The 17693-nt window shown below is 45.4% G+C and carries 17 protein-coding genes; 11 read left to right on the top strand and 6 right to left on the bottom strand.

What is annotated here, in order from left to right:
* Positions 1 to 127: 127 nt before the first annotated feature.
* Entirely contained in the window at positions 128 to 328 is a 201-nt protein-coding gene (locus HV157_RS11565; RefSeq protein WP_045623478.1) for a hypothetical protein, read from the top strand.
* Positions 321 to 2180: a hypothetical protein gene (locus HV157_RS11560; RefSeq protein ID WP_045623479.1), complete on the top strand. Its 1860-nt coding sequence runs from the start codon at positions 321 to 323 to the stop codon at positions 2178 to 2180. The genes HV157_RS11565 and HV157_RS11560 overlap by 8 nt, the downstream gene beginning before the upstream one ends.
* 43 nt (positions 2181 to 2223) lie before the next feature.
* Here the strand turns inward: HV157_RS11560 and HV157_RS11555 are convergent, their stop codons facing one another.
* Positions 2224 to 2895 carry an EAL domain-containing protein gene (locus HV157_RS11555; protein WP_063151260.1) on the bottom strand — a complete coding sequence of 224 codons (672 nt, stop codon included), beginning with the start codon at positions 2893 to 2895 and terminating at the stop codon, positions 2224 to 2226.
* A 292-nt stretch (positions 2896 to 3187) separates the two neighbouring features.
* Positions 3188 to 4438, bottom strand: coding sequence for a tyrosine-type recombinase/integrase (locus HV157_RS11550; protein WP_063136044.1), 1251 nt, complete (start codon positions 4436 to 4438; stop codon positions 3188 to 3190).
* A gap of 328 nt (positions 4439 to 4766) precedes the next feature.
* Between HV157_RS11550 and HV157_RS11545 the strand changes: the two genes are divergently transcribed.
* Positions 4767 to 6020 (top strand): integrase arm-type DNA-binding domain-containing protein, encoded by a 1254-nt coding sequence (locus tag HV157_RS11545; protein WP_059385692.1) that lies wholly within the window; start codon positions 4767 to 4769, stop codon positions 6018 to 6020.
* Between the two features lie 31 nt (positions 6021 to 6051).
* Positions 6052 to 7845: a retron Eco8 family effector endonuclease gene (locus HV157_RS11540; protein WP_182378510.1), complete on the top strand. Its 1794-nt coding sequence runs from the start codon at positions 6052 to 6054 to the stop codon at positions 7843 to 7845.
* 108 nt (positions 7846 to 7953) lie between these two features.
* Here the strand turns inward: HV157_RS11540 and HV157_RS11535 are convergent, their stop codons facing one another.
* Positions 7954 to 8934 (bottom strand): IS5-like element IS5 family transposase, encoded by a 981-nt coding sequence (locus HV157_RS11535; RefSeq protein WP_000019402.1) that lies wholly within the window; start codon positions 8932 to 8934, stop codon positions 7954 to 7956.
* A 53-nt stretch (positions 8935 to 8987) separates the two neighbouring features.
* Between HV157_RS11535 and HV157_RS11530 the strand changes: the two genes are divergently transcribed.
* Complete coding sequence (locus HV157_RS11530) at positions 8988 to 9338, top strand: hypothetical protein (protein WP_182378508.1); 351 nt, start codon at positions 8988 to 8990, stop codon at positions 9336 to 9338.
* Between the two features lie 177 nt (positions 9339 to 9515).
* The gene (locus HV157_RS11525) at positions 9516 to 10622 is read left to right on the top strand and encodes a reverse transcriptase family protein (protein ID WP_182071991.1); all 1107 of its coding nucleotides are present in this window, start codon (positions 9516 to 9518) and stop codon (positions 10620 to 10622) included.
* A gap of 737 nt (positions 10623 to 11359) precedes the next feature.
* On the opposite strand, the gene HV157_RS11520 is transcribed toward HV157_RS11525, so the two are convergent.
* From HV157_RS11520 to HV157_RS11510, 3 genes are read right to left on the bottom strand one after another with little or no spacing between them, the layout of a single operon-like run.
* Positions 11360 to 12178, bottom strand: coding sequence for a hypothetical protein (locus tag HV157_RS11520; protein ID WP_181240940.1), 819 nt, complete (start codon positions 12176 to 12178; stop codon positions 11360 to 11362).
* 19 nt (positions 12179 to 12197) lie between these two features.
* On the bottom strand, positions 12198 to 12470 hold the full coding sequence (locus tag HV157_RS11515; protein WP_059385953.1) for an ogr/Delta-like zinc finger family protein: 273 nt from the start codon (positions 12468 to 12470) through the stop codon (positions 12198 to 12200).
* A 1-nt stretch (position 12471) separates the two neighbouring features.
* Complete coding sequence (locus HV157_RS11510) at positions 12472 to 13026, bottom strand: phage polarity suppression protein (protein ID WP_181240941.1); 555 nt, start codon at positions 13024 to 13026, stop codon at positions 12472 to 12474.
* 919 nt (positions 13027 to 13945) lie between these two features.
* Between HV157_RS11510 and HV157_RS11505 the strand changes: the two genes are divergently transcribed.
* Genes HV157_RS11505 through HV157_RS11485 form a run of 5 tightly spaced genes read left to right on the top strand, consistent with a single transcriptional unit; the run spans position 13946 to position 17648 of the window.
* On the top strand, positions 13946 to 14206 hold the full coding sequence (locus tag HV157_RS11505; protein WP_059385955.1) for an AlpA family transcriptional regulator: 261 nt from the start codon (positions 13946 to 13948) through the stop codon (positions 14204 to 14206).
* Positions 14203 to 14760: a host cell division inhibitor Icd-like protein gene (locus tag HV157_RS11500; RefSeq protein WP_182268161.1), complete on the top strand. Its 558-nt coding sequence runs from the start codon at positions 14203 to 14205 to the stop codon at positions 14758 to 14760. The genes HV157_RS11505 and HV157_RS11500 overlap by 4 nt, the downstream gene beginning before the upstream one ends.
* On the top strand, positions 14757 to 14978 hold the full coding sequence (locus HV157_RS11495; protein WP_059385957.1) for a hypothetical protein: 222 nt from the start codon (positions 14757 to 14759) through the stop codon (positions 14976 to 14978). The genes HV157_RS11500 and HV157_RS11495 overlap by 4 nt, the downstream gene beginning before the upstream one ends.
* On the top strand, positions 14978 to 15301 hold the full coding sequence (locus HV157_RS11490; RefSeq protein ID WP_181240937.1) for a DUF5375 family protein: 324 nt from the start codon (positions 14978 to 14980) through the stop codon (positions 15299 to 15301). The genes HV157_RS11495 and HV157_RS11490 overlap by 1 nt, the downstream gene beginning before the upstream one ends.
* Before the next feature lie 13 nt (positions 15302 to 15314).
* Positions 15315 to 17648 (top strand): primase-helicase zinc-binding domain-containing protein, encoded by a 2334-nt coding sequence (locus HV157_RS11485; RefSeq protein ID WP_059385959.1) that lies wholly within the window; start codon positions 15315 to 15317, stop codon positions 17646 to 17648.
* Positions 17649 to 17693: the final 45 nt, after the last annotated feature.

The following is a 17693-nucleotide window of genomic DNA, read 5'->3' as shown; positions in this document are numbered from 1 at the left end:
AAGCGGGAGCCTGACTCGCTGGAAATATTCAGGCGCTTTAATGAGGGATGCTTACTAACCCACAGCGCAATTGTGGCTCTGGTAGCATCCCTTTTTTGTTTCCCCCAGAACAAGAGGAAAAATACAGGTGGAACTAATCCTTAAATCAAATCGTGGTTTACACGTTCGACTGAGTGCAGACGATGCAGAAGGGCTGCTCAAGGTGAGCCAGCTTTGCGAGCTATTAGAGATTTCGTATACGGGCGTTAGAGCGCGTATTTTCCGTGGTGAAACCGTCGAAGCGGCAATTCATCACTTCTTGGATCAGAAAGGCGGTGGTAATGCTTGAGATTCACACAAGTTCTATCGTCAACACGGTACGTTTTCAAGTTTCGAAAGAGGACATTGCAGAGGCGAAGAAAGCCGCTGATGATCTTCAACGCCATTTTTCTAAGATTAAAGATCCGAAAATTCGGTTTCAGGCACAGCGCGCACGCCGACAATCAGCAAGGGAAAAAGTGGCAGATGCTAAAGCGGCTTCTCCCAAAACGTCCAATGACTTGAAGCAACAACGCCAGGCAGAAAAGGCAGGGAAAGCGCAAGCCAGAGAAGCAGCGAAAATTGCTAAACGTAATGAAACGGCTGACATCAAATTTAAATCGGCTGGCTTACAGCTCCGTGGGATTAAAGGCAAGTATGGTTTAGATCCCGCGAAACAATACGAGGCTCTTAAACTCATTCAACAAGAAACAGAAGCCTTTAAAAATGGGCTAATTTCAAGCCAACGAATGAATTTTACCATACGGCAGCGCATAACGGACTTGCGTAGGGAAGCGGCGCTCCAGGCAAAAATAACCGCATCTACACAGCAACAGGCGGCAGCACTCAGACATGCTATGAAAACCGACTATGCAGGGGCTGCAAAGGGTATTAAAGAAAAAGGGCTGAATGTTATAGGTGGCGGTGCTGGCTTTGTTGGTGCTACTGCTGCATTAGCTGGCGGGGCAGGAGTCTTGTCTCGTATCAAGCAGCAAGGAGATGAAAATCTTGAGCTTGTCCGTATGTCGGAACGTACCAAACTGAATCCTAACGCTGTTAAGGCGATTGTATCTTGGGGGCAGCAGCACGGGGTTTCGAGCGCCAGCGTTGACAAGATCACGGATGGCTTCGGGAAAGATACCCGCGAGAGAATCAACGAAACATTATTAAATAGCCAGTTCAAAGGCGGTAAATGGTCTGGTGGAAATAGCGCCGTTGACGAAGTGTTAAATAAGTTTGGCTGGAACAAATCGCAGCTTTCACAGTATGCAGATAATCCGCTTGATTACCTACAATCGGTGGTAAATGAAGGCCAGCGTCGCGGGATGAAAGACGGTGAGATCGGGCATCTTCTCGAAAATACTTTTGATGATGGGATGCACTACCTCGATCTTTTCAAAAATAACGGTGAGCAGTTTATCTCCGTCCTGAAAAGCCTTGTTGAAAGTGGTCAAACTCTTAACGATGAGCAAATAAGGCAAACTCTGGCATATGGTGACCTGAGTGTAGCAATGGGTAATCTGATGAATGGCGTTGATAACAGTCTATTCACTGGCTTTATGTCCAGTTTTGCCGATAGCGGTGATGAGTTGGTGAAAAATACACAGGCAATCAATCAGAGTGCTGGGCTATTAGGTGAGGGATTAGGCGACCTTGCTAAACAGGTGTCGGGCTTCGTTGGGGAAATCTCCAATCTTGTGAGTGACATCAATGCAGGGCTTCGCGCTCGCTTCCCTGGTTGGTTTGCTGATAAAGATAAGCCAGCAGCTCAGGCGGTCTATGATGGCGTCACAGGAAGTGCTAACGGCGCGGCAGGGTGGATTCAAGAGCAAACGGGTTGGAATCCTCAGACAGTGGCTCCGGCTATTAAATCGTGGTTAGGTATTGATGATCAGCAAGCAGGGACAGCGGCGAACGAATATAACCTTGCAGGTGATTCTCTGCGTGATTCTGCAATGTCACTCAATAGCGGCAATCCACCAGCGTATAATCTGAATCCTACATTTAACCTGACGGTTGCACCGTCCGTACCACTGACAATCCAATCCGATACAGGCAGATTAGCCGACTATGTAGACTTCCAGGCGAGAGCTTCTCAAGCCAGCTTCGCACAGTCGCTAACGCTGCAAATGTCGTCTGGTCAATCGTCTACAGGTGGGTGATAGATCAAAGGGGCGTAAGCCCCTTTTTTTGATGGTTTCAACACTACAGCAATAAATCCACGTTTTTAAAAGGGACAGATTTAAAAAGATACCCCTGTAATCCCCAAACCCCCACCTCACGCAGTATTCCCAAACGTTCTCGATCCTCAATCCCTTCGATAATAACCTTGCCGCAGTGTTTTTGAATGGAAGCAATTAGCATGTAGAAGGTTGGTTTCTGCACCTGCTCATTAAAGAAGCAGCGATCTACCTTTACAACCTCAAAGTATCCTTCCATCAAACTAACTACATTCGCATTTCCTGCGCCAAGGTCATCGAGCCATAGCCCATTTACACCCTGGCTCAGCGATTTTAATAAGGGACTTTTCAATCCCTTATCCAAACCAGGGAAAAGCTCGGAAAGTTCAAGTTTGATGAATGACATCGATTCGAAAGTTTGTCTAAGTATGTAGTCATGACGTATCAGAAAAGCCATTTGCTGATCAATGTTCAGTGTACAAAATAGATTCTTTCGCTCGAACCACGTTTGCTTAATGGCAATGTTTCCACATTGTTCGTATAGGAAAAGCCGTTTCCTATCTAAATCCCAAGATGAAATTACGAACTCAGGGTGAAGGGGACGTCCATCTGAGGTAATGAAGCGAGTGAGAAGCTCAACGCCTAACAACCTCTCGTCAATGCTCACTATAGGTTCAGCAATGAATGTAGTATCCATAATAAATACCTTAAATTTTAATTAAAATTATATTGTAATTTTTATCACAATAAAGCAATAGTATTGCTAAAATTTGTGGTACGGATGCAGGGTTTTGACTAAGCGATTGATATAACATGACTTTTTACTTTTCGGTGGGTGTTTGCTGATTGTTATATATTAGTCTTGTGATGTATTTCTGGTTGTTTTTTTGCTCGGTTTTTTGTTTGATACTGGTTCATATTCACCTAAATATATAAGTAATGTAATAATGTTCTATTCGATAAGTTAACGAGGGGCTTACGCCCCTTTTTTATTGATTCTCTATCTCTGGATAGCGTAGCAATTCTATATACTGCCGTAGCTCAACAGGAGAGGCGGCATTCTTGCTGTACGTCTTGAAACTCTCTGTAGAGCCGCGCTCGTGACCGAGTAGCAGCGCAATGCGGTCTTCTGGTACTGGCTTTAACTTACCTCGACCAATTCCGCCCCTGTCCATTATTTGCGCGGCCTGGTGGCGTAACGAGTGAAAAACTTTCAACTCTGATCCCGCTTCGCCTAAAGCCTTTCGTTTAGCCCTCGTAAAACGCTGTGAATGCCACGTAGAGCGCTTTCCGTCTGCACGGTCAGTGATTGACGCACGATAGAACAAAAAGCCGTTGTAGGGCTTCTCACGAAGCGACAACACCAACGGAGTGATCAGACTGTGGCAGGGGATGATACGGGCGGCTGATTTGCTCTTACCCTCTGTCACTTCGAAGCATAGCACCCCCTCGATCTCCTTGATGTTGGTTGCACGTAACGAACAGATTTCATTAAGGCGCATACCGCTATACATCCCGATCAGCGTTACGTTCTGCATCTCTTCATCATCTGCCATCACTGCGAACACTTTCGCTAATTCGCCAGGCTCAAACACTTCATAGCTCACCTTGCTACTTTTGCTTTCGAGACCATGACCGCGCCAGATGTTTTCTTGTGGTGCATCGTGGTAACGGTTACGAGCCAGATCCCAGATCTGCGCCAGTGCGCTGACGTAGTTTTGTATGGTCTGTGGTGCTTTCTCCGTCTTGAGCTTATCAAGCCAGCCTGTAACGGTGGTTCGGTTAACGTCACGAAGCTGAACATCACGCTTTTTCAGATGTTCTAAGAGCACTTCTACGGCCTTGTTGGTCTTCGATAACGTGGTGAGTTTGCGCTTCTCGCTGAACTGGAGAATGTATTGATCCCGCATCCTCAAGAGGGAAGGGCAACTCATTACAGGTGCGCTTAATGGTTCCGGCGCTTCGTGTGCATACGTCCCGATCCGGCGTAGCTCATTCAGTATTTGCTCAACCTTCGAGCCTCGATCACGCTGTGGCTTTACCAGGTTACGAATCTTAAACCACTCCAGGGCAACCGCATCACGAAAGAGACGGGCTTCGCGCACATCGCGTGTGCCTGTGCTCTTCACATAGTTGTGTCGTCCTCCGAACAGATGACGCATGTACTTTGGTATGGCGATCCTCACCAGATAGTTTCCGCATGGATCTAAAACTAAGTAACGATCTCGCTTGTAAATCATGTTCACCCCAGCTATTTTGTCAGGGCTTTTGCACATGATTTTGAATAGTGTGAAATGTCGAAGTCTTTACCTGTTTTTCCAGTTGATTCAAAGGATTGCAGGAGCTTGTCAGACAAGCGAACGACCGTAGAAATACGTGCCGGTTCGAGTCCGGCCTTCGGCACCATTAGTACTTCCAAGAACATCCGACAAAGTCCAATTATCCCTTAAAAATCAGTGCTTGCAGCGATTTTACGTCCTGAGTTGTACGAGGTTGTCCGTTGAAATCCGGATGTCATTGGGGGCATAATTGGGGGCATCTTAACTTCGATTAGAAATGTGCCCCCAAATGAAGCTCAACGCCAGACAGGTCGAGACCGCAAAGCCAAAAGACAAAACCTACAAAATGGCCGATGGCGGCGGTTTGTATCTCGAGGTTTCGGCCAAGGGCTCTAAATATTGGCGCATGAAATACCGACGCCCCTCTGACAAAAAAGAGGATCGCCTCGCTTTTGGTGTTTGGCCTACGGTAACGCTTGCTCAGGCACGAGCAAAGCGTGATGAAGCTAAAAAAATGCTAGTGCAGGGCATTGACCCTAAAGCTGAACAGAAAGAAGCTCAGGCAGAGAATTCGGGGGCATATACTTTCGAAATCATTGCCCGCGAATGGCATGAAAGTAACAAGCGCTGGAGTGAAGACCATCGATCGCGCGTTCTTCGCTATCTTGAGCTTTATATCTTCCCTCATATCGGTTCGTCCGACATTCGCCAGCTCAAAACCAGTCACCTGTTAGCCCCGATTAAAAAAGTTGATGCCAGTGGTAAGCATGACGTAGCTCAGCGCTTGCAACAGCGCGTCACGGCTATTATGCGTTATGCAGTACAGAACGATTACATCGACTCTAATCCAGCCAGTGACATGGCCGGGGCGTTATCGACAACTAAGGCGCGACATTATCCCGCTTTACCCTCCAGCCGGTTCCCTGAGTTTCTTGCTCGTCTTGCTGCATATCGTGGCCGTGTAATGACACGGATCGCAGTCGAGCTTTCCTTACTAACTTTCGTGCGCTCCAGTGAGTTACGCTTCGCGCGTTGGAATGAGTTCGACTTTGATAAATCTCTCTGGCGCGTACCAGCAAAACGAGAAGAAATTAAAGGCGTGCGTTACTCGTACCGTGGCATGAAGATGAAAGAGGAGCATATTGTTCCGCTTAGTCGGCAGGCGGTGATTTTGTTGGATCAGTTAAAGCAGATTAGTGGTGATAAAGAGCTGCTTTTTCCGGGTGATCATGACGCAACTAAAGTTATGAGCGAAAACACAGTAAACAGCGCATTACGTGCGATGGGATACGACACGAAAACCGAGGTCTGCGGGCATGGATTCAGGACGATGGCGCGTGGTGCGCTAGGTGAATCAGGATTATGGAGTGAGGATGCAATAGAGCGACAATTAAGTCATTCGGAACGTAATAACGTGCGTGCTGCATATATTCATACTTCCGAGCATTTAGACGAGCGTCGCCTGATGGTACAATGGTGGGCGGACTATCTGGAAGAGAATACACATAACTATATAACACCTTATGATTTCGCTAAAAATTAATTATTTTCTCAGTGCATGCGAAGGAGAGTAGATGAGCATTAAATCAATCAGGATTGAAAATTTATTATCTTATGATACGTTAATAATAAATAATATTAAAGATTTAAATTGTGTAATTGGGAAAAATAATGTAGGTAAAAGCAATTTATTAAAACTATTGTCCTTTTTTTACAAAAAAATCGATAATATTAAATGCATACCTCCTGAGTTACACTCAAATTATAGTAGTCATGGAAGTATTTCAATACAATATGATTTAACAAGAATTAAAAATATAGTAACTTCAAAAAGAAAAGGAAAAACAGATTTTTTTAAACATATATACAACACCTTTTTTAAAGGTTCACCAATGGGGGTTGAGAAAGATTTTTTCACTAACAGAATCAATGACACAACTTTTACGCTTAAATTGACAATCCATAGTAATAATGCATTTTCTTGGTCAACCAAAAATAATTCTGAAATAGATTTGATTGGCTATTTATTTCCATTTTTTGAAATAGAAACTAGGCATATAAATTTGTATGATTGGGATAAGTTATGGGATCTAATTAGCAGATTGAAGTCGTTCAAAGTAGATGGGGTTAAAAAAGAAGAAATTATTGATTTCTTGAATGAAAAAATCTCTCCTAATAGTAATGCATATAAGGATTTCACCTCTAAAATTCAGGATATAACAAAGGTATCATCCTATAGCTATAGAGAGAGGGTATTAAACTATGTAAAAATTGGGTTAAATGGTCAAACGTTTAATGTTGGCGGTAAAGACCTTACTACTCAATCGGATGGAACAAATTCTTTAGAATATTTATCACTTTTCTTAAAGCTTTTAGTTTCTTTAACTCGGAGAGAATACATTTCACCAATAGTTTATATTGATGAGCCTGAAATTGGGCTTCATCCTAAGGCGAATGAAAAACTAATCTATGAGCTTTATCAATCTTATGAATCTTTCAAAAAAACAAAAGAATCCTTTGAAAAGGGTAAATATGCAACTCCGTTGCCAAAAATTTTTATCGCAACCCATTCAGCAAATATAGCCAAACATATTATCAAATATTTTAAAGATAATCATCAGATACTTCATTTTAGGATTGAAGAAAATCATACTCGCGTTGGTGTAATGAAGTCTACATATGAAGATAGGCGTTTTTTAAATATCTTTAATGATAATGAAGCAAGATTATTTTTTAGTGATATTATCTTATTTGTTGAAGGCGATACTGAACTGGAAGCGTTCTCAAACTTTTCACTTTCTAAAAAATATCCTCACATGAATAATGTGGAACTTTATCAGGCAGGATCAAATGTATATCTTGAAAATTTAAATCCGAACAGATCAAAATTATCAATTCCGTATTTTTACCTATTTGATAGAGACAAAACGTTACAATACGAGGTTACTAAGCGGCAGTGTAAAGTAATGCTTCAGGGAAATGGGGGGTTATTCAGTTTAAAACCTGAGAAATTAGACTCTGAAATAGAATACTATATGAAGGGATATAGTTCTGAATACAGGGTTCAAGTTTCAATCTTGAATGATATTAAATCTTCAGAAGGAAAGGTTCTATCTTTTAATAATAAAACGTTAGACTTTGATAATATCAGTAAAGCATATGTGAATAAACTTGTTGATAATATAGATAGTTATTTATCAAATAAGAATATTATAGTGTTAAGTAGCACTTTTGAAGAGTGCTTAATAAATGAGAATTCGCTTCCATTGTTTTTACTTTGGCTTCATCATTCCAATGGTATAGATGTCGATAACATACTTAAAAACTTAGGGAAGGTGCGAATAAGTGGGGAAATTCTTCTCGGCTGACTCAGTCATTTCATTTCTTCATGTTTGAGCCGATTTTTTCTCCCGTAAATGCCTTGAATCAGCCTATTTAGACCGTTTCTTCGCCATTTAAGGCGTTATCCCCAGTTTTTAGTGAGATCTCTCCCACTGACGTATCATTTGGTCCGCCCGAAACAGGTTGGCCAGCGTGAATAACATCGCCAGTTGGTTATCGTTTTTCAGCAACCCCTTGTATCTGGCTTTCACGAAGCCGAACTGTCGCTTGATGATGCGAAATGGGTGCTCCACCTTGGCCCGGATGCTGGCTTTCATGTATTCGATGTTGATGGCCGTTTTGTTCTTGCGTGGATGCTGTTTCAAGGTTCTTACCTTGCCGGGGCGCTCGGCGATCAGCCAGTCCACATCCACCTCGGCCAGCTCCTCGCGCTGTGGCGCCCCTTGGTAGCCGGCATCGGCTGAGACAAATTGCTCCTCTCCATGCAGCAGATTACCCAGCTGATTGAGGTCATGCTCGTTGGCCGCGGTGGTGACTAGGCTGTGGGTCAGGCCACTCTTGGCATCGACACCAATGTGGGCCTTCATGCCAAAGTGCCACTGATTGCCTTTCTTGGTCTGATGCATCTCCGGATCGCGTTGCTGCTCTTTGTTCTTGGTCGAGCTGGGTGCCTCAATGATGGTGGCATCGACCAAGGTGCCTTGAGTCATCATGACGCCTGCTTCGGCCAGCCAGCGATTGATGGTCTTGAACAATTGGCGGGCCAGTTGATGCTGCTCCAGCAGGTGGCGGAAATTCATGATGGTGGTGCGGTCCGGCAAGGCGCTATCCAGGGATAACCGGGCAAACAGACGCATGGAGGCGATTTCGTACAGAGCATCTTCCATCGCGCCATCGCTCAGGTTGTACCAATGCTGCATGCAGTGAATGCGTAGCATGGTTTCCAGCGGATAAGGTCGCCGGCCATTACCAGCCTTGGGGTAAAACGGCTCGATGACTTCCACCATGTTTTGCCATGGCAGAATCTGCTCCATGCGGGACAAGAAAATCTCTTTTCTGGTCTGACGGCGCTTACTGCTGAATTCACTGTCGGCGAAGGTAAGTTGATGACTCATGATGAACCCTGTTCCATGGCTCCAGATGACAAACATGATCTCATATCAGGGACTTGTTCGCACCTTCCTTAGAGGGGCTAACATATTTCAATTACAGAACTCTTGCTACTTATTTACGGTTGATTTTTAATGGAAAGGCAACAACTGGTTTAGTCTATAAACATCTAAAAAACAAAGACTTTAAACTTGGGCAGCGTTTATTAAATATTGTCGAAAGAGAAATTCAGAAGAAGTGTTTTTATACGGGGAAAACTGGTGGATGGGTCACTTCATTTCTTGATTTCGCTATAGCCCATCTTGAATTGGAAGCAGCAAAAACATCTACATCGTTTGATAGTAAATTTTCTTTAATTTTCCCAGAGTTTTATAGTATGATAGATAAGCTTCGTCTCGATAGAGGGTAAGGGGCCATGAAAATGGTTCAAGATCTGATTCGTCAGACTTGACTAGCCCTAATAAAGACCAGTTCCTCCTACGATGTTATGATTATCTTGGATGAGCTTTTAGTTTCACTGCCCGTGAAAAGTTGTTCTTGGTATCGGGACGAAGCACATTTTATACATTATTAGGTTGCTACTATAATGCATATTATCGATAAAAATTTGTTCAAAACTCAAATTGCACCAAAGGATCTTTTGGAGGATGATGTCATTCCATCGATTCCATATTCTAGCGTGCTCGAAAAAAAGATAAAAAAAAGATACATATATGCTTTAAAAAATAAATCCCCTGCATTGCTTGCTCAGCGAAATTTAATTGAAGTGTTGTTACGAAGAATTGATTTAAATGATAGTGTAGTAGGTTTTAGGAAGGGCGCCTGCTATTTGAATTTTCTTGAGCCTCACTCGAATAACTATCACTTCCTTCGTTTTGATATAAAAAACTTCTTCCATTCAATTGACGAAAAGTTGTTGAGGGATTGCTTTTCATCATATTTTAAAGACGAGTGTATTGACCCCAAAAATAAGCAAAAATTAATTTCATCATTCCTCAATTTGATATTGTTTCATGTCGGCAGTTCCTTTGGGAATGATGATGATAAAGGAAAAAGAATTTTACCTGTTGGCTTTCCTGCGTCTCCGTTCGTATCAAATATTTTTCTTCGTAAAATTGACATAATTATCCAAAGAACATGTGCGCTGTATAATATAACATATACTAGATATGCCGATGATATGCTATTTTCATCCTCTCGCGCTGACAAGTACATTCATTCGGATTCTTTTGAGCATGAAATTAAAGTGATTCTTTCATCACATAAATTAAAGGTAAATGAGAAAAAAATCGTTAAGGCGAAGCATAGGATATCTCTAAATGGATATGTTATCCAATCCTCTTCATTGACAAATAGGAAGAATGTTAACGATATAAGTGGTGTTTTTATTTCAAACAAGAAGATAATAAAGTTAAAAAAAATCATCCATGAATTTAATAAAAAGCCAGTAGATTACACTAAAATCATGGAGGGGATTTTTAGGGAGAAAATAAAGCCTGATAATTTTGCTTTCCCGATAACTAGAGCGTTTAAACAAAAATTTTATAAAACCCAGGTTCGTAATAAGCTTTGCGGCTATCGTGCTTATTTAATATCGTTCATAAAGTTTAACCTCAGATATGATTGCATTCCTGATGAGAAAATAGAGTCATATTCAAAAATGATTGATGAAATTGACGCTATTATTAAGTGATAGTTGGTTGAGGGATATTTTTGCACTGTAAGATGACTTTATCAATATAGTTTTGCGCAATACTTACGCCAGCACGCCAGCACGCCAGCACGCCAGCACGCCAGCACGCCAGCACGCCAGCACGCAGGGGGCACTTTTAATACAGGTGTAATGGTGTTCTCAGGCTGCCCCAAGACTGGCGCTGTAGTGCAGGGACGGGAAAACGCATGTAAAACCATGCCCCCTTTGGATGCATGGCTTAATTGAGGGAAATAACTGGATTTATATAGGTTGTTTGACGGGCTGCTGCACGGTCAGCGTGGCGACGGAGATAAATCCCGCTCTGTTTAGTGGTGATTTTGTCACCATTATTAACTCACTAAGCAGCAACAGGCCTGAAATGCTTTCTGCCGCGTAATTCTGCTCTGGCCAGCTGCTCTTCACCCTAGTAACTTGCGTTTCGACAGCGCCCCAAAGCGGTGAGATTTACCCCTATCTTGACCCTGTCGGCTCCTCGGGATTTGAATGATCAACACCATTTAATCCCACAGCGCGCACTCGTAGCCCCGCCACGCCTGCCCGCTTTATGGAGTGGTTTTCATGCAGTTGCATGATAGGCTCTTAACCGCGCCTAATCTGGCCTGAGAAGTAAAAATGCAAGTGCATATAGTCATGCGATTTCATGCAGTATAGGCATGCACTCATGCTACAGACATCAAAAAACCCGGCACTGGCCGGGCTTAAGTGAGCTTTTCTGTTCAGGTCAGAACAGCTTTCTTTTTTTTTCTGTCGTCATGTGATCCTGATACCGGTGCTGAACCGATCAGACTCATCACGTCGTCCCGGAATCTCAACGGCAATATTTCATTCGTCCACTTCAGCATTAGATTCAGGATAAATTCACGATACAACGTATCTGCATCATTTGTCCCTTCAATAATGCCCGGTATATGCGCTGAGCTATTCCGCTCAAACTGTCTGTACTTCATCCTGAGCAGGCTGCTCAATTCGGCACCGTGGAAAATAAAAAAATCTCGTAAAAGCTCATCGATACGCTCCTCAGTGATGCCATGATGGCAGTTTATATAGACGTTTGCCTTACGCGCGGTCGCTGCAGCCAGTACCGGCAGCTGCTCTTCTTTTTCAGTAATCAGCCCGGCCAGTTCTGTGGCTGTTTCCTGTTGTTCCAGATACTCAGCCCGGAGAGCTTTCATCTCCGGCGTTACGATGCCGCCGCTCTGGTTAAGCAATTCCCTGAACTGCGCCCGATTGTCTTTGCTGACCTGCTCAGTTTCGGTCTGATGCTGGCGCAGAGCCCGAAGGTTCTCAATGGCTGCTTCTTCGGCCTGTCTGGCCTCCACCCAGGTCTGCATTTTTTGGTAAAGGTCGATAATTCGGGACTGCCATTCCGAGGAAAGGCTTTTTGTCAGTTTTTCCGTCTCGCGGGCTATTTCATTTGCAGGCAATCTCATGAGCCAATCCGCATCCTGAAGCGGTTTTTTTGCCCTCGCGAGAAGTGTTACTACATGTCCGGTTGCGGCCTGAATCTGGTTTTCCGTCAATTGTTGTTCTGTCATATCGTTGTTCCTCCTCATTTTATTGTGCATGACGGTCTTTAAGGGTACAGGCTGAACCGTAGCGGCCCAGTGTATGCGGCTGACGTACAAGAGAATCGCTCTGTGATTCAGGCTCAGGCGCCGCTGGTTTATGGGGCTTCATAATTATCGTGTCCACACTTTCCAGGGCAGTAAATGTGCAGGAGCATTCAAGATTCTGGCACTGATACCATGAGCGTTTAACCGATGGAGCTTCATATGCGCTGGTTCTGGCGTGTGCGACCGTGCCACATTCAGGACACTTCAGGGCCATATCAATACCCTCCTTTTTCATTAAGCCTGTTGAGGCGGGCCAGGAAAACTTTATGTTTTGCCGGAGTGAAAGTGGCTGAAGCATCAGCTCGCATTGATGCATCCACCGTTAATCCGGTTTCGTCGATAACGCTCTTATATGCTGCTGAAATTACAGGAGTACGGATTTCGGTTTGTCGGACTACAGCGGTGCGTAATATTTTCATTGCCGCCTCAAGCCCGTATGGTGCGCAAAGAAAAGGAGCCAGAGCGTCAGTGAGTGCATCACCATGCTCGCTCATGAAGTTTTCAGCTGCGCTTGTAACACAGCTTTCCAGCACAATCTGGTGAGCATAAAGACCATCCCGGGCGGCACAGTTAATTTGCCATTCGAGGAGTGCAAGGCGCTCACGAAGATTTTCAAGCTGGCTGGCATATGCTGCCGGTTTTTCTTCAGTATCCAGAAGAGCCGCCAAACGAAGCTGGCTGGTACTTTGCACATTACGTAGTGTCAGCCAGCTTTTTATCGCCGCGCGGTAATCGTTAAGAGCTTCCTGATTAATGGTTCCGGTAGTCATGTCAGCACCTGGTGGTTTGTCGTGTTGTCAATTGTGCTGTCATGCATACAAAGCTGCCATTGAACGCCATTGTGCGAGCGACTAGACAAAGACTTCTTTTTGGCTAGCCAAGAAAGGTCTCGCTTAGCTGAGTTTGTTTCAGACTTACTTTAACTATTCACTACTATTCACTTAGATAAAATAATAGATAATACAGTAAGTTAAAAAGTGAAGGGGTGGCAAAGCAGTATTCATCGACTGTTCATAACTGTTCACATGGAATAAAATCATTTATAGTATTTTTTCATAATGGATGGCTGTTTTATTCCTCATGGGTATTCATTTTTTGCTCCCCACCACTATTCACCCTTATTCAGTAGTATTCAACAGGCACATAAACAGACTGCATCTTTTGGCTGGAAAATAACATTTTTGCCTCTTGCCATGGTGTTGCATTTCATACTGATTTTTATAAAACTAGAGCCGTCCGGTTCTGTATGGATTCATTTTTGATATATTTTAAGATTTAAGGTGGAGTTATTTAACATCAAGTTTTTTATGCAGGCCAAAATTTTATACATTGGATGCGTTTCGTGAATATGTCCGTATGTAGGGACCTGCAATGCAAGGCCCCGTATAGTATTTATGCAGCATTGCTGTATGAACTCCGGAGGCAGCAGCATTACGTGCAATGACTCATGGGGTTAGTAAACCATTAGATGAATGGTAGTTCCTATTAATGCTCCTGTATTTATAGCCCGCAGGCATAGTGTTTATTATGTCATTTTATAAGGTTTGATCGGATTTTAAGTTCCATAAAATCAATACGTGACGCTAAATAAATAATGCGTGCGCAAGCAAGCTATATACACATAATAAGGAACTACCTGAATCCGTATGAATTTATCCGGACTTTTGTTGAAATTAAGAGGGTAGACAAATGCATAATATTTCTGTTTCTGCGCCAGCTCCGGCTGCGCCATTATTTCCTATTCCGAACCAGCATGAGCGTTTTTTACGCCTGCCTGAGGTGATGCACTTATGCGGGTTGTCTCGCTCGACCATTTACGATCTGATCAGCCGCGATGCGTTTCCGAAGCAGATCCCGCTTGGCGGAAAAAATGTCGCCTGGGCACAGTCTGAGGTCAGCGCATGGATGGCGGACCGTATCAGCGCCCGTGGGCGGGGATGTGATGCATGATGATACCTGAACACATTAAATACCTTTTCTCAGGCTTGCTTACTGTCGCCATTTCTATGTATAGTCTTTCCGCTGTCGCAAAATCGGCAGCCGGAATTGGCGTTCCGCGAAACTCAATGGCGACACCAGACGCGCCAGGCGTCTTTTTTTTCGTCGTAGCTCAGGCACACCCATTTTCCGGGCTGTGGTGTTTATGTGTACACCGTGGTTCTATCGTGATAATGGCAGTCCGGGCGGGGCAGCCTTCGGGCTGGCCGGTATCCATTGAGGCCGGTTACGCCAACCACGTTCGGGCTGCCACCAGTGAAATTGGCGTTTCCGGTGGTAGCAATAACCGCCACTCAATGGAGGCTGCCATAATGGCTACAATCCTCACCTCGTCACACCCGAAATATGTCTTTGTGTTTGCCGCAATCCGCCGTGCAGACACTCAACCTCGCATTTGTATGCTCCGCACTGTGGCCTGCGATGAGCGTTCCGCACGCCTTTCGTTGGTTCGTGATTATGTGCTCTCCCTTTCTGCACGCCTGCCTGCCAAAGAGGTGACACTATGAACCAGTTTGAGATCTCCTACGACGATATTGTAAGGCTGAAACATTTACGCAATGTGGGTGAATATGTCACTGGCATGGCAGCCCTGCAGGACTGTTATGAACAGCCAGCGGGGGCCCAATGTGAACAACTGGTTTCCCTCATCTATCTGATGACAGAGCAGTTGGATGGTGTGGTGCAGCGCTGCCATGACGACCTGATGAATGCGGAGGTGGCCTGATGCAATCCTGTGAATCTCATCTGGCACTTCGCGCCGCTCTGTATCGACGTGCCGTAGCTTGTGCCTGGCTGACTCTCAGCAGTCAGCGGGAACGTTATTCCGGCCTGACACTCGCTGAACTTGAAGATGCCATCGCCCGCGAGCTGGAAGGGTTCTATCTGCGCCAGCATGGGCAGCAAAGGGGACTGGAAATTGCCTGCGCGTTGCTTTCGGATCTAATGGAGTCGGGGCCGCTTAAGGCCTGTCCGGTTCTCTCACTGCTCGGAGTGACGGTAATGGATGAACTTTGCTCCCATCACCTCAATAAACCAGCGCTGCATTAAGGAGGGCCGCATAATGTCAGGAATGAAAGTTAGCCAGGCTGAGAAAGCAGCTCGAGGTCACTGGTCAAGTATCTTACCCGCACTGGGCGTAAACGTATTGAAAAATCGTCATCAGCCTTGTCCGGTATGCGCCGGGAAAGACCGCTTTCGATTTGATGACCAGGAAGGACGGGGAACGTGGTTCTGTAACAAGTGCGGGGCAGGTGATGGTTTGGCGCTTGTGAGTAAAGTACTGGATGTAGGCGTTAGTGAAGCGGCAGACAGAATAAACGGCATTACCGGAAATCTGCCACCGGTATCTCAGGAAAGGCTTGAATCCGGTTCTCTTGATAATAAGACCGGGAAACAAACTGCAGCAGCGCTGGCTGCCCGTTTGTTTGAGAAATCTCGTCAGACCACTGGCAATGCCTATCTGACGGGCAAAGGGTTTTCTGCACTGCCTTGCCGGGAATTAACCGCCGTGCATAAAGTCGGTGGTGTGACATTCCGTATGGGAGATCTTATCGTTCCACTGTATGCAGATGGGGATCTGGTAAATTTGCAGTTAATCAAGGCTGATGGCGGCAAATGCTTCCTTAAAGGCGGTCAGGTTAAGAATGCCTTTTACCTTGTTGAAGGTACTGCCAAATCAGCTAAACGGCTCTGGATAGCGGAAGGATATGCCACTGCACTTACTCTCAACCATCTGACTGGCGATGCTGTCATGGTGGCCTTTTCATCCGTCAATTTCCTTTCCCTGGCGAGCGTTGCCTGCAGTCAGTACCCAACGCACCAGATAATTATTGCTGCTGACCGCGATCTCAACGGTGCGGGGCAAACAAGGGGCGTAGCTGCTGCCAAGGCCTGCAATTGCACAATGGCGCTCCCACCTGTGTTTGGTGACTGGAATGATGCATTCACGCAGAATGGCGAAGAAGCCACCCGGCAGGCAATTTATGAGGCCATAAAACCAGCCGTTGCCAGCCCGTTCGACACAATGAGCGAAGCTGAATTTAGCGCGCTGAGCGTCAGTGAAAAAGCGCAGAGGGTAGTGGATCACTATAAAAATGCACTGGCAGTAGACCCGAATGGGCAGCTCCTTTCACGCTATGAGGCGGGGGCCTGGAAAGTTATCTCTTACGCCGATTTTGCCCGTGATGTGGCTGCGCTGTTTCAGCGCCTTGGCGCACCTTTTTCATCCGGGAAAATTGCCTCTATCGTGGAAACCCTCAAACTGATTGTTCCGCAACAGCAGAATCCAGCGCGGCAGCTGATCGGGTTTCGCAACGGTGTGCTCGATACCCGGACAGGATTGTTCAGCCTGCACGATAAGAAGCACTGGTTACGTACGCTGTGCGAGGTGGATTACACGCAGCCTGTAGACGGCGAGGCACTGGAAACTCATGCCCCGGCATTCTGGCGCTGGCTGGATCGCGCCGCAGGTTTCAAACCAGAAAAGCGGGACATTATCCTGGCGGCACTGTTTATGGTGCTGGCTAACCGTTATGACTGGCAGCTGTTTCTGGAGGTCACTGGCCCTGGCGGAAGCGGAAAGAGTATTCTGGCTGAAATAGCAACAATGCTGGCAGGTGAGGATAATGCTACCTCTGCAACCATTGAAATGCTTGAGTCACCACGAGAACGAGCCGCATTAATTGGTTTTTCACTGATTCGACTTCCCGACCAGGAAAAGTGGAGCGGTGACGGGGCCGGCCTAAAAGCCATCACTGGCGGCGATGCGGTATCCGTTGATCCCAAATACCAGAACGCCTATTCAACCCACATTCCTGCAGTTATTCTGGCTGTGAACAATAACCCGATGCGTTTCACTGATCGTAGTGGTGGAGTTTCACGCCGAAGGGTGATCCTGCATTTTCCCGACCAGATAGCCCCGGAGGAACGCGATACCCAGCTCAAAGAGAAAATTGCCAGCGAGCTGGCGGTGATTGTTCGCCAGCTTATGCAACGTTTCAGCGACCCAATGAGTGCCAGGACATTACTTCAGTCGCAGCAGAACTCCGATGAAGCGCTCACCATCAAGCGTGATGCTGATTCAGCGTTTGATTTTTGCGGATACCTTGAAGTCTTACCTGACACCACGGGAATGTTTATGGGGAACGCTAACATTGTCCCACGTCAGCCTCGTACATACCTTTACCATGCCTATCTGGTCTACATGGAAGCCAACGGCTATAAAAATACGCTCAGTCTGACCATGTTTGGCAAGGGGCTGCCGTTAATGCTGAAAGAGTATGGGCTGCAGTACGAGAAGCGGCGGACCAATCAGGGAATGCAGACCAATCTGGCACTCAGAGAGGAAAGCAATGCTGACTGGCTACCTAAGTGCGATGGCCCAGCAACCAATTAACGTATAACTGACCCGGCATACGCCGGGTTTTTTCTTTTCAATGAA

It is taken from the genome of Enterobacter sp. RHBSTW-00318 (assembly GCF_014101375.1).
GTDB classification, from domain to species: domain Bacteria; phylum Pseudomonadota; class Gammaproteobacteria; order Enterobacterales; family Enterobacteriaceae; genus Enterobacter; species Enterobacter ludwigii.
Note: the sequence above shows the minus strand (reverse complement) of the source record. Positions and strands in the feature narration are given on the sequence as shown.

Coding starts and splice junctions, on each gene's coding strand:
- HV157_RS11545 (WP_059385692.1), top strand. CDS start 4,767: ATGAAGCTCAACGCCAGACAGGTCGAGACCGCAAAGCCAAAAGACAAA.
- HV157_RS11535 (WP_000019402.1), bottom strand. CDS start 8,934: ATGAGTCATCAACTTACCTTCGCCGACAGTGAATTCAGCAGTAAGCGC.
- HV157_RS11500 (WP_182268161.1), top strand. CDS start 14,203: ATGATGATACCTGAACACATTAAATACCTTTTCTCAGGCTTGCTTACT.
- HV157_RS11490 (WP_181240937.1), top strand. CDS start 14,978: ATGCAATCCTGTGAATCTCATCTGGCACTTCGCGCCGCTCTGTATCGA.
- HV157_RS11520 (WP_181240940.1), bottom strand. CDS start 12,178: ATGACAGAACAACAATTGACGGAAAACCAGATTCAGGCCGCAACCGGA.
- HV157_RS11560 (WP_045623479.1), top strand. CDS start 321: ATGCTTGAGATTCACACAAGTTCTATCGTCAACACGGTACGTTTTCAA.
- HV157_RS11495 (WP_059385957.1), top strand. CDS start 14,757: ATGAACCAGTTTGAGATCTCCTACGACGATATTGTAAGGCTGAAACAT.
- HV157_RS11485 (WP_059385959.1), top strand. CDS start 15,315: ATGTCAGGAATGAAAGTTAGCCAGGCTGAGAAAGCAGCTCGAGGTCAC.
- HV157_RS11555 (WP_063151260.1), bottom strand. CDS start 2,895: ATGGATACTACATTCATTGCTGAACCTATAGTGAGCATTGACGAGAGG.
- HV157_RS11510 (WP_181240941.1), bottom strand. CDS start 13,026: ATGACTACCGGAACCATTAATCAGGAAGCTCTTAACGATTACCGCGCG.
- HV157_RS11540 (WP_182378510.1), top strand. CDS start 6,052: ATGAGCATTAAATCAATCAGGATTGAAAATTTATTATCTTATGATACG.
- HV157_RS11550 (WP_063136044.1), bottom strand. CDS start 4,438: ATGATTTACAAGCGAGATCGTTACTTAGTTTTAGATCCATGCGGAAAC.
- HV157_RS11505 (WP_059385955.1), top strand. CDS start 13,946: ATGCATAATATTTCTGTTTCTGCGCCAGCTCCGGCTGCGCCATTATTT.
- HV157_RS11525 (WP_182071991.1), top strand. CDS start 9,516: ATGCATATTATCGATAAAAATTTGTTCAAAACTCAAATTGCACCAAAG.
- HV157_RS11515 (WP_059385953.1), bottom strand. CDS start 12,470: ATGGCCCTGAAGTGTCCTGAATGTGGCACGGTCGCACACGCCAGAACC.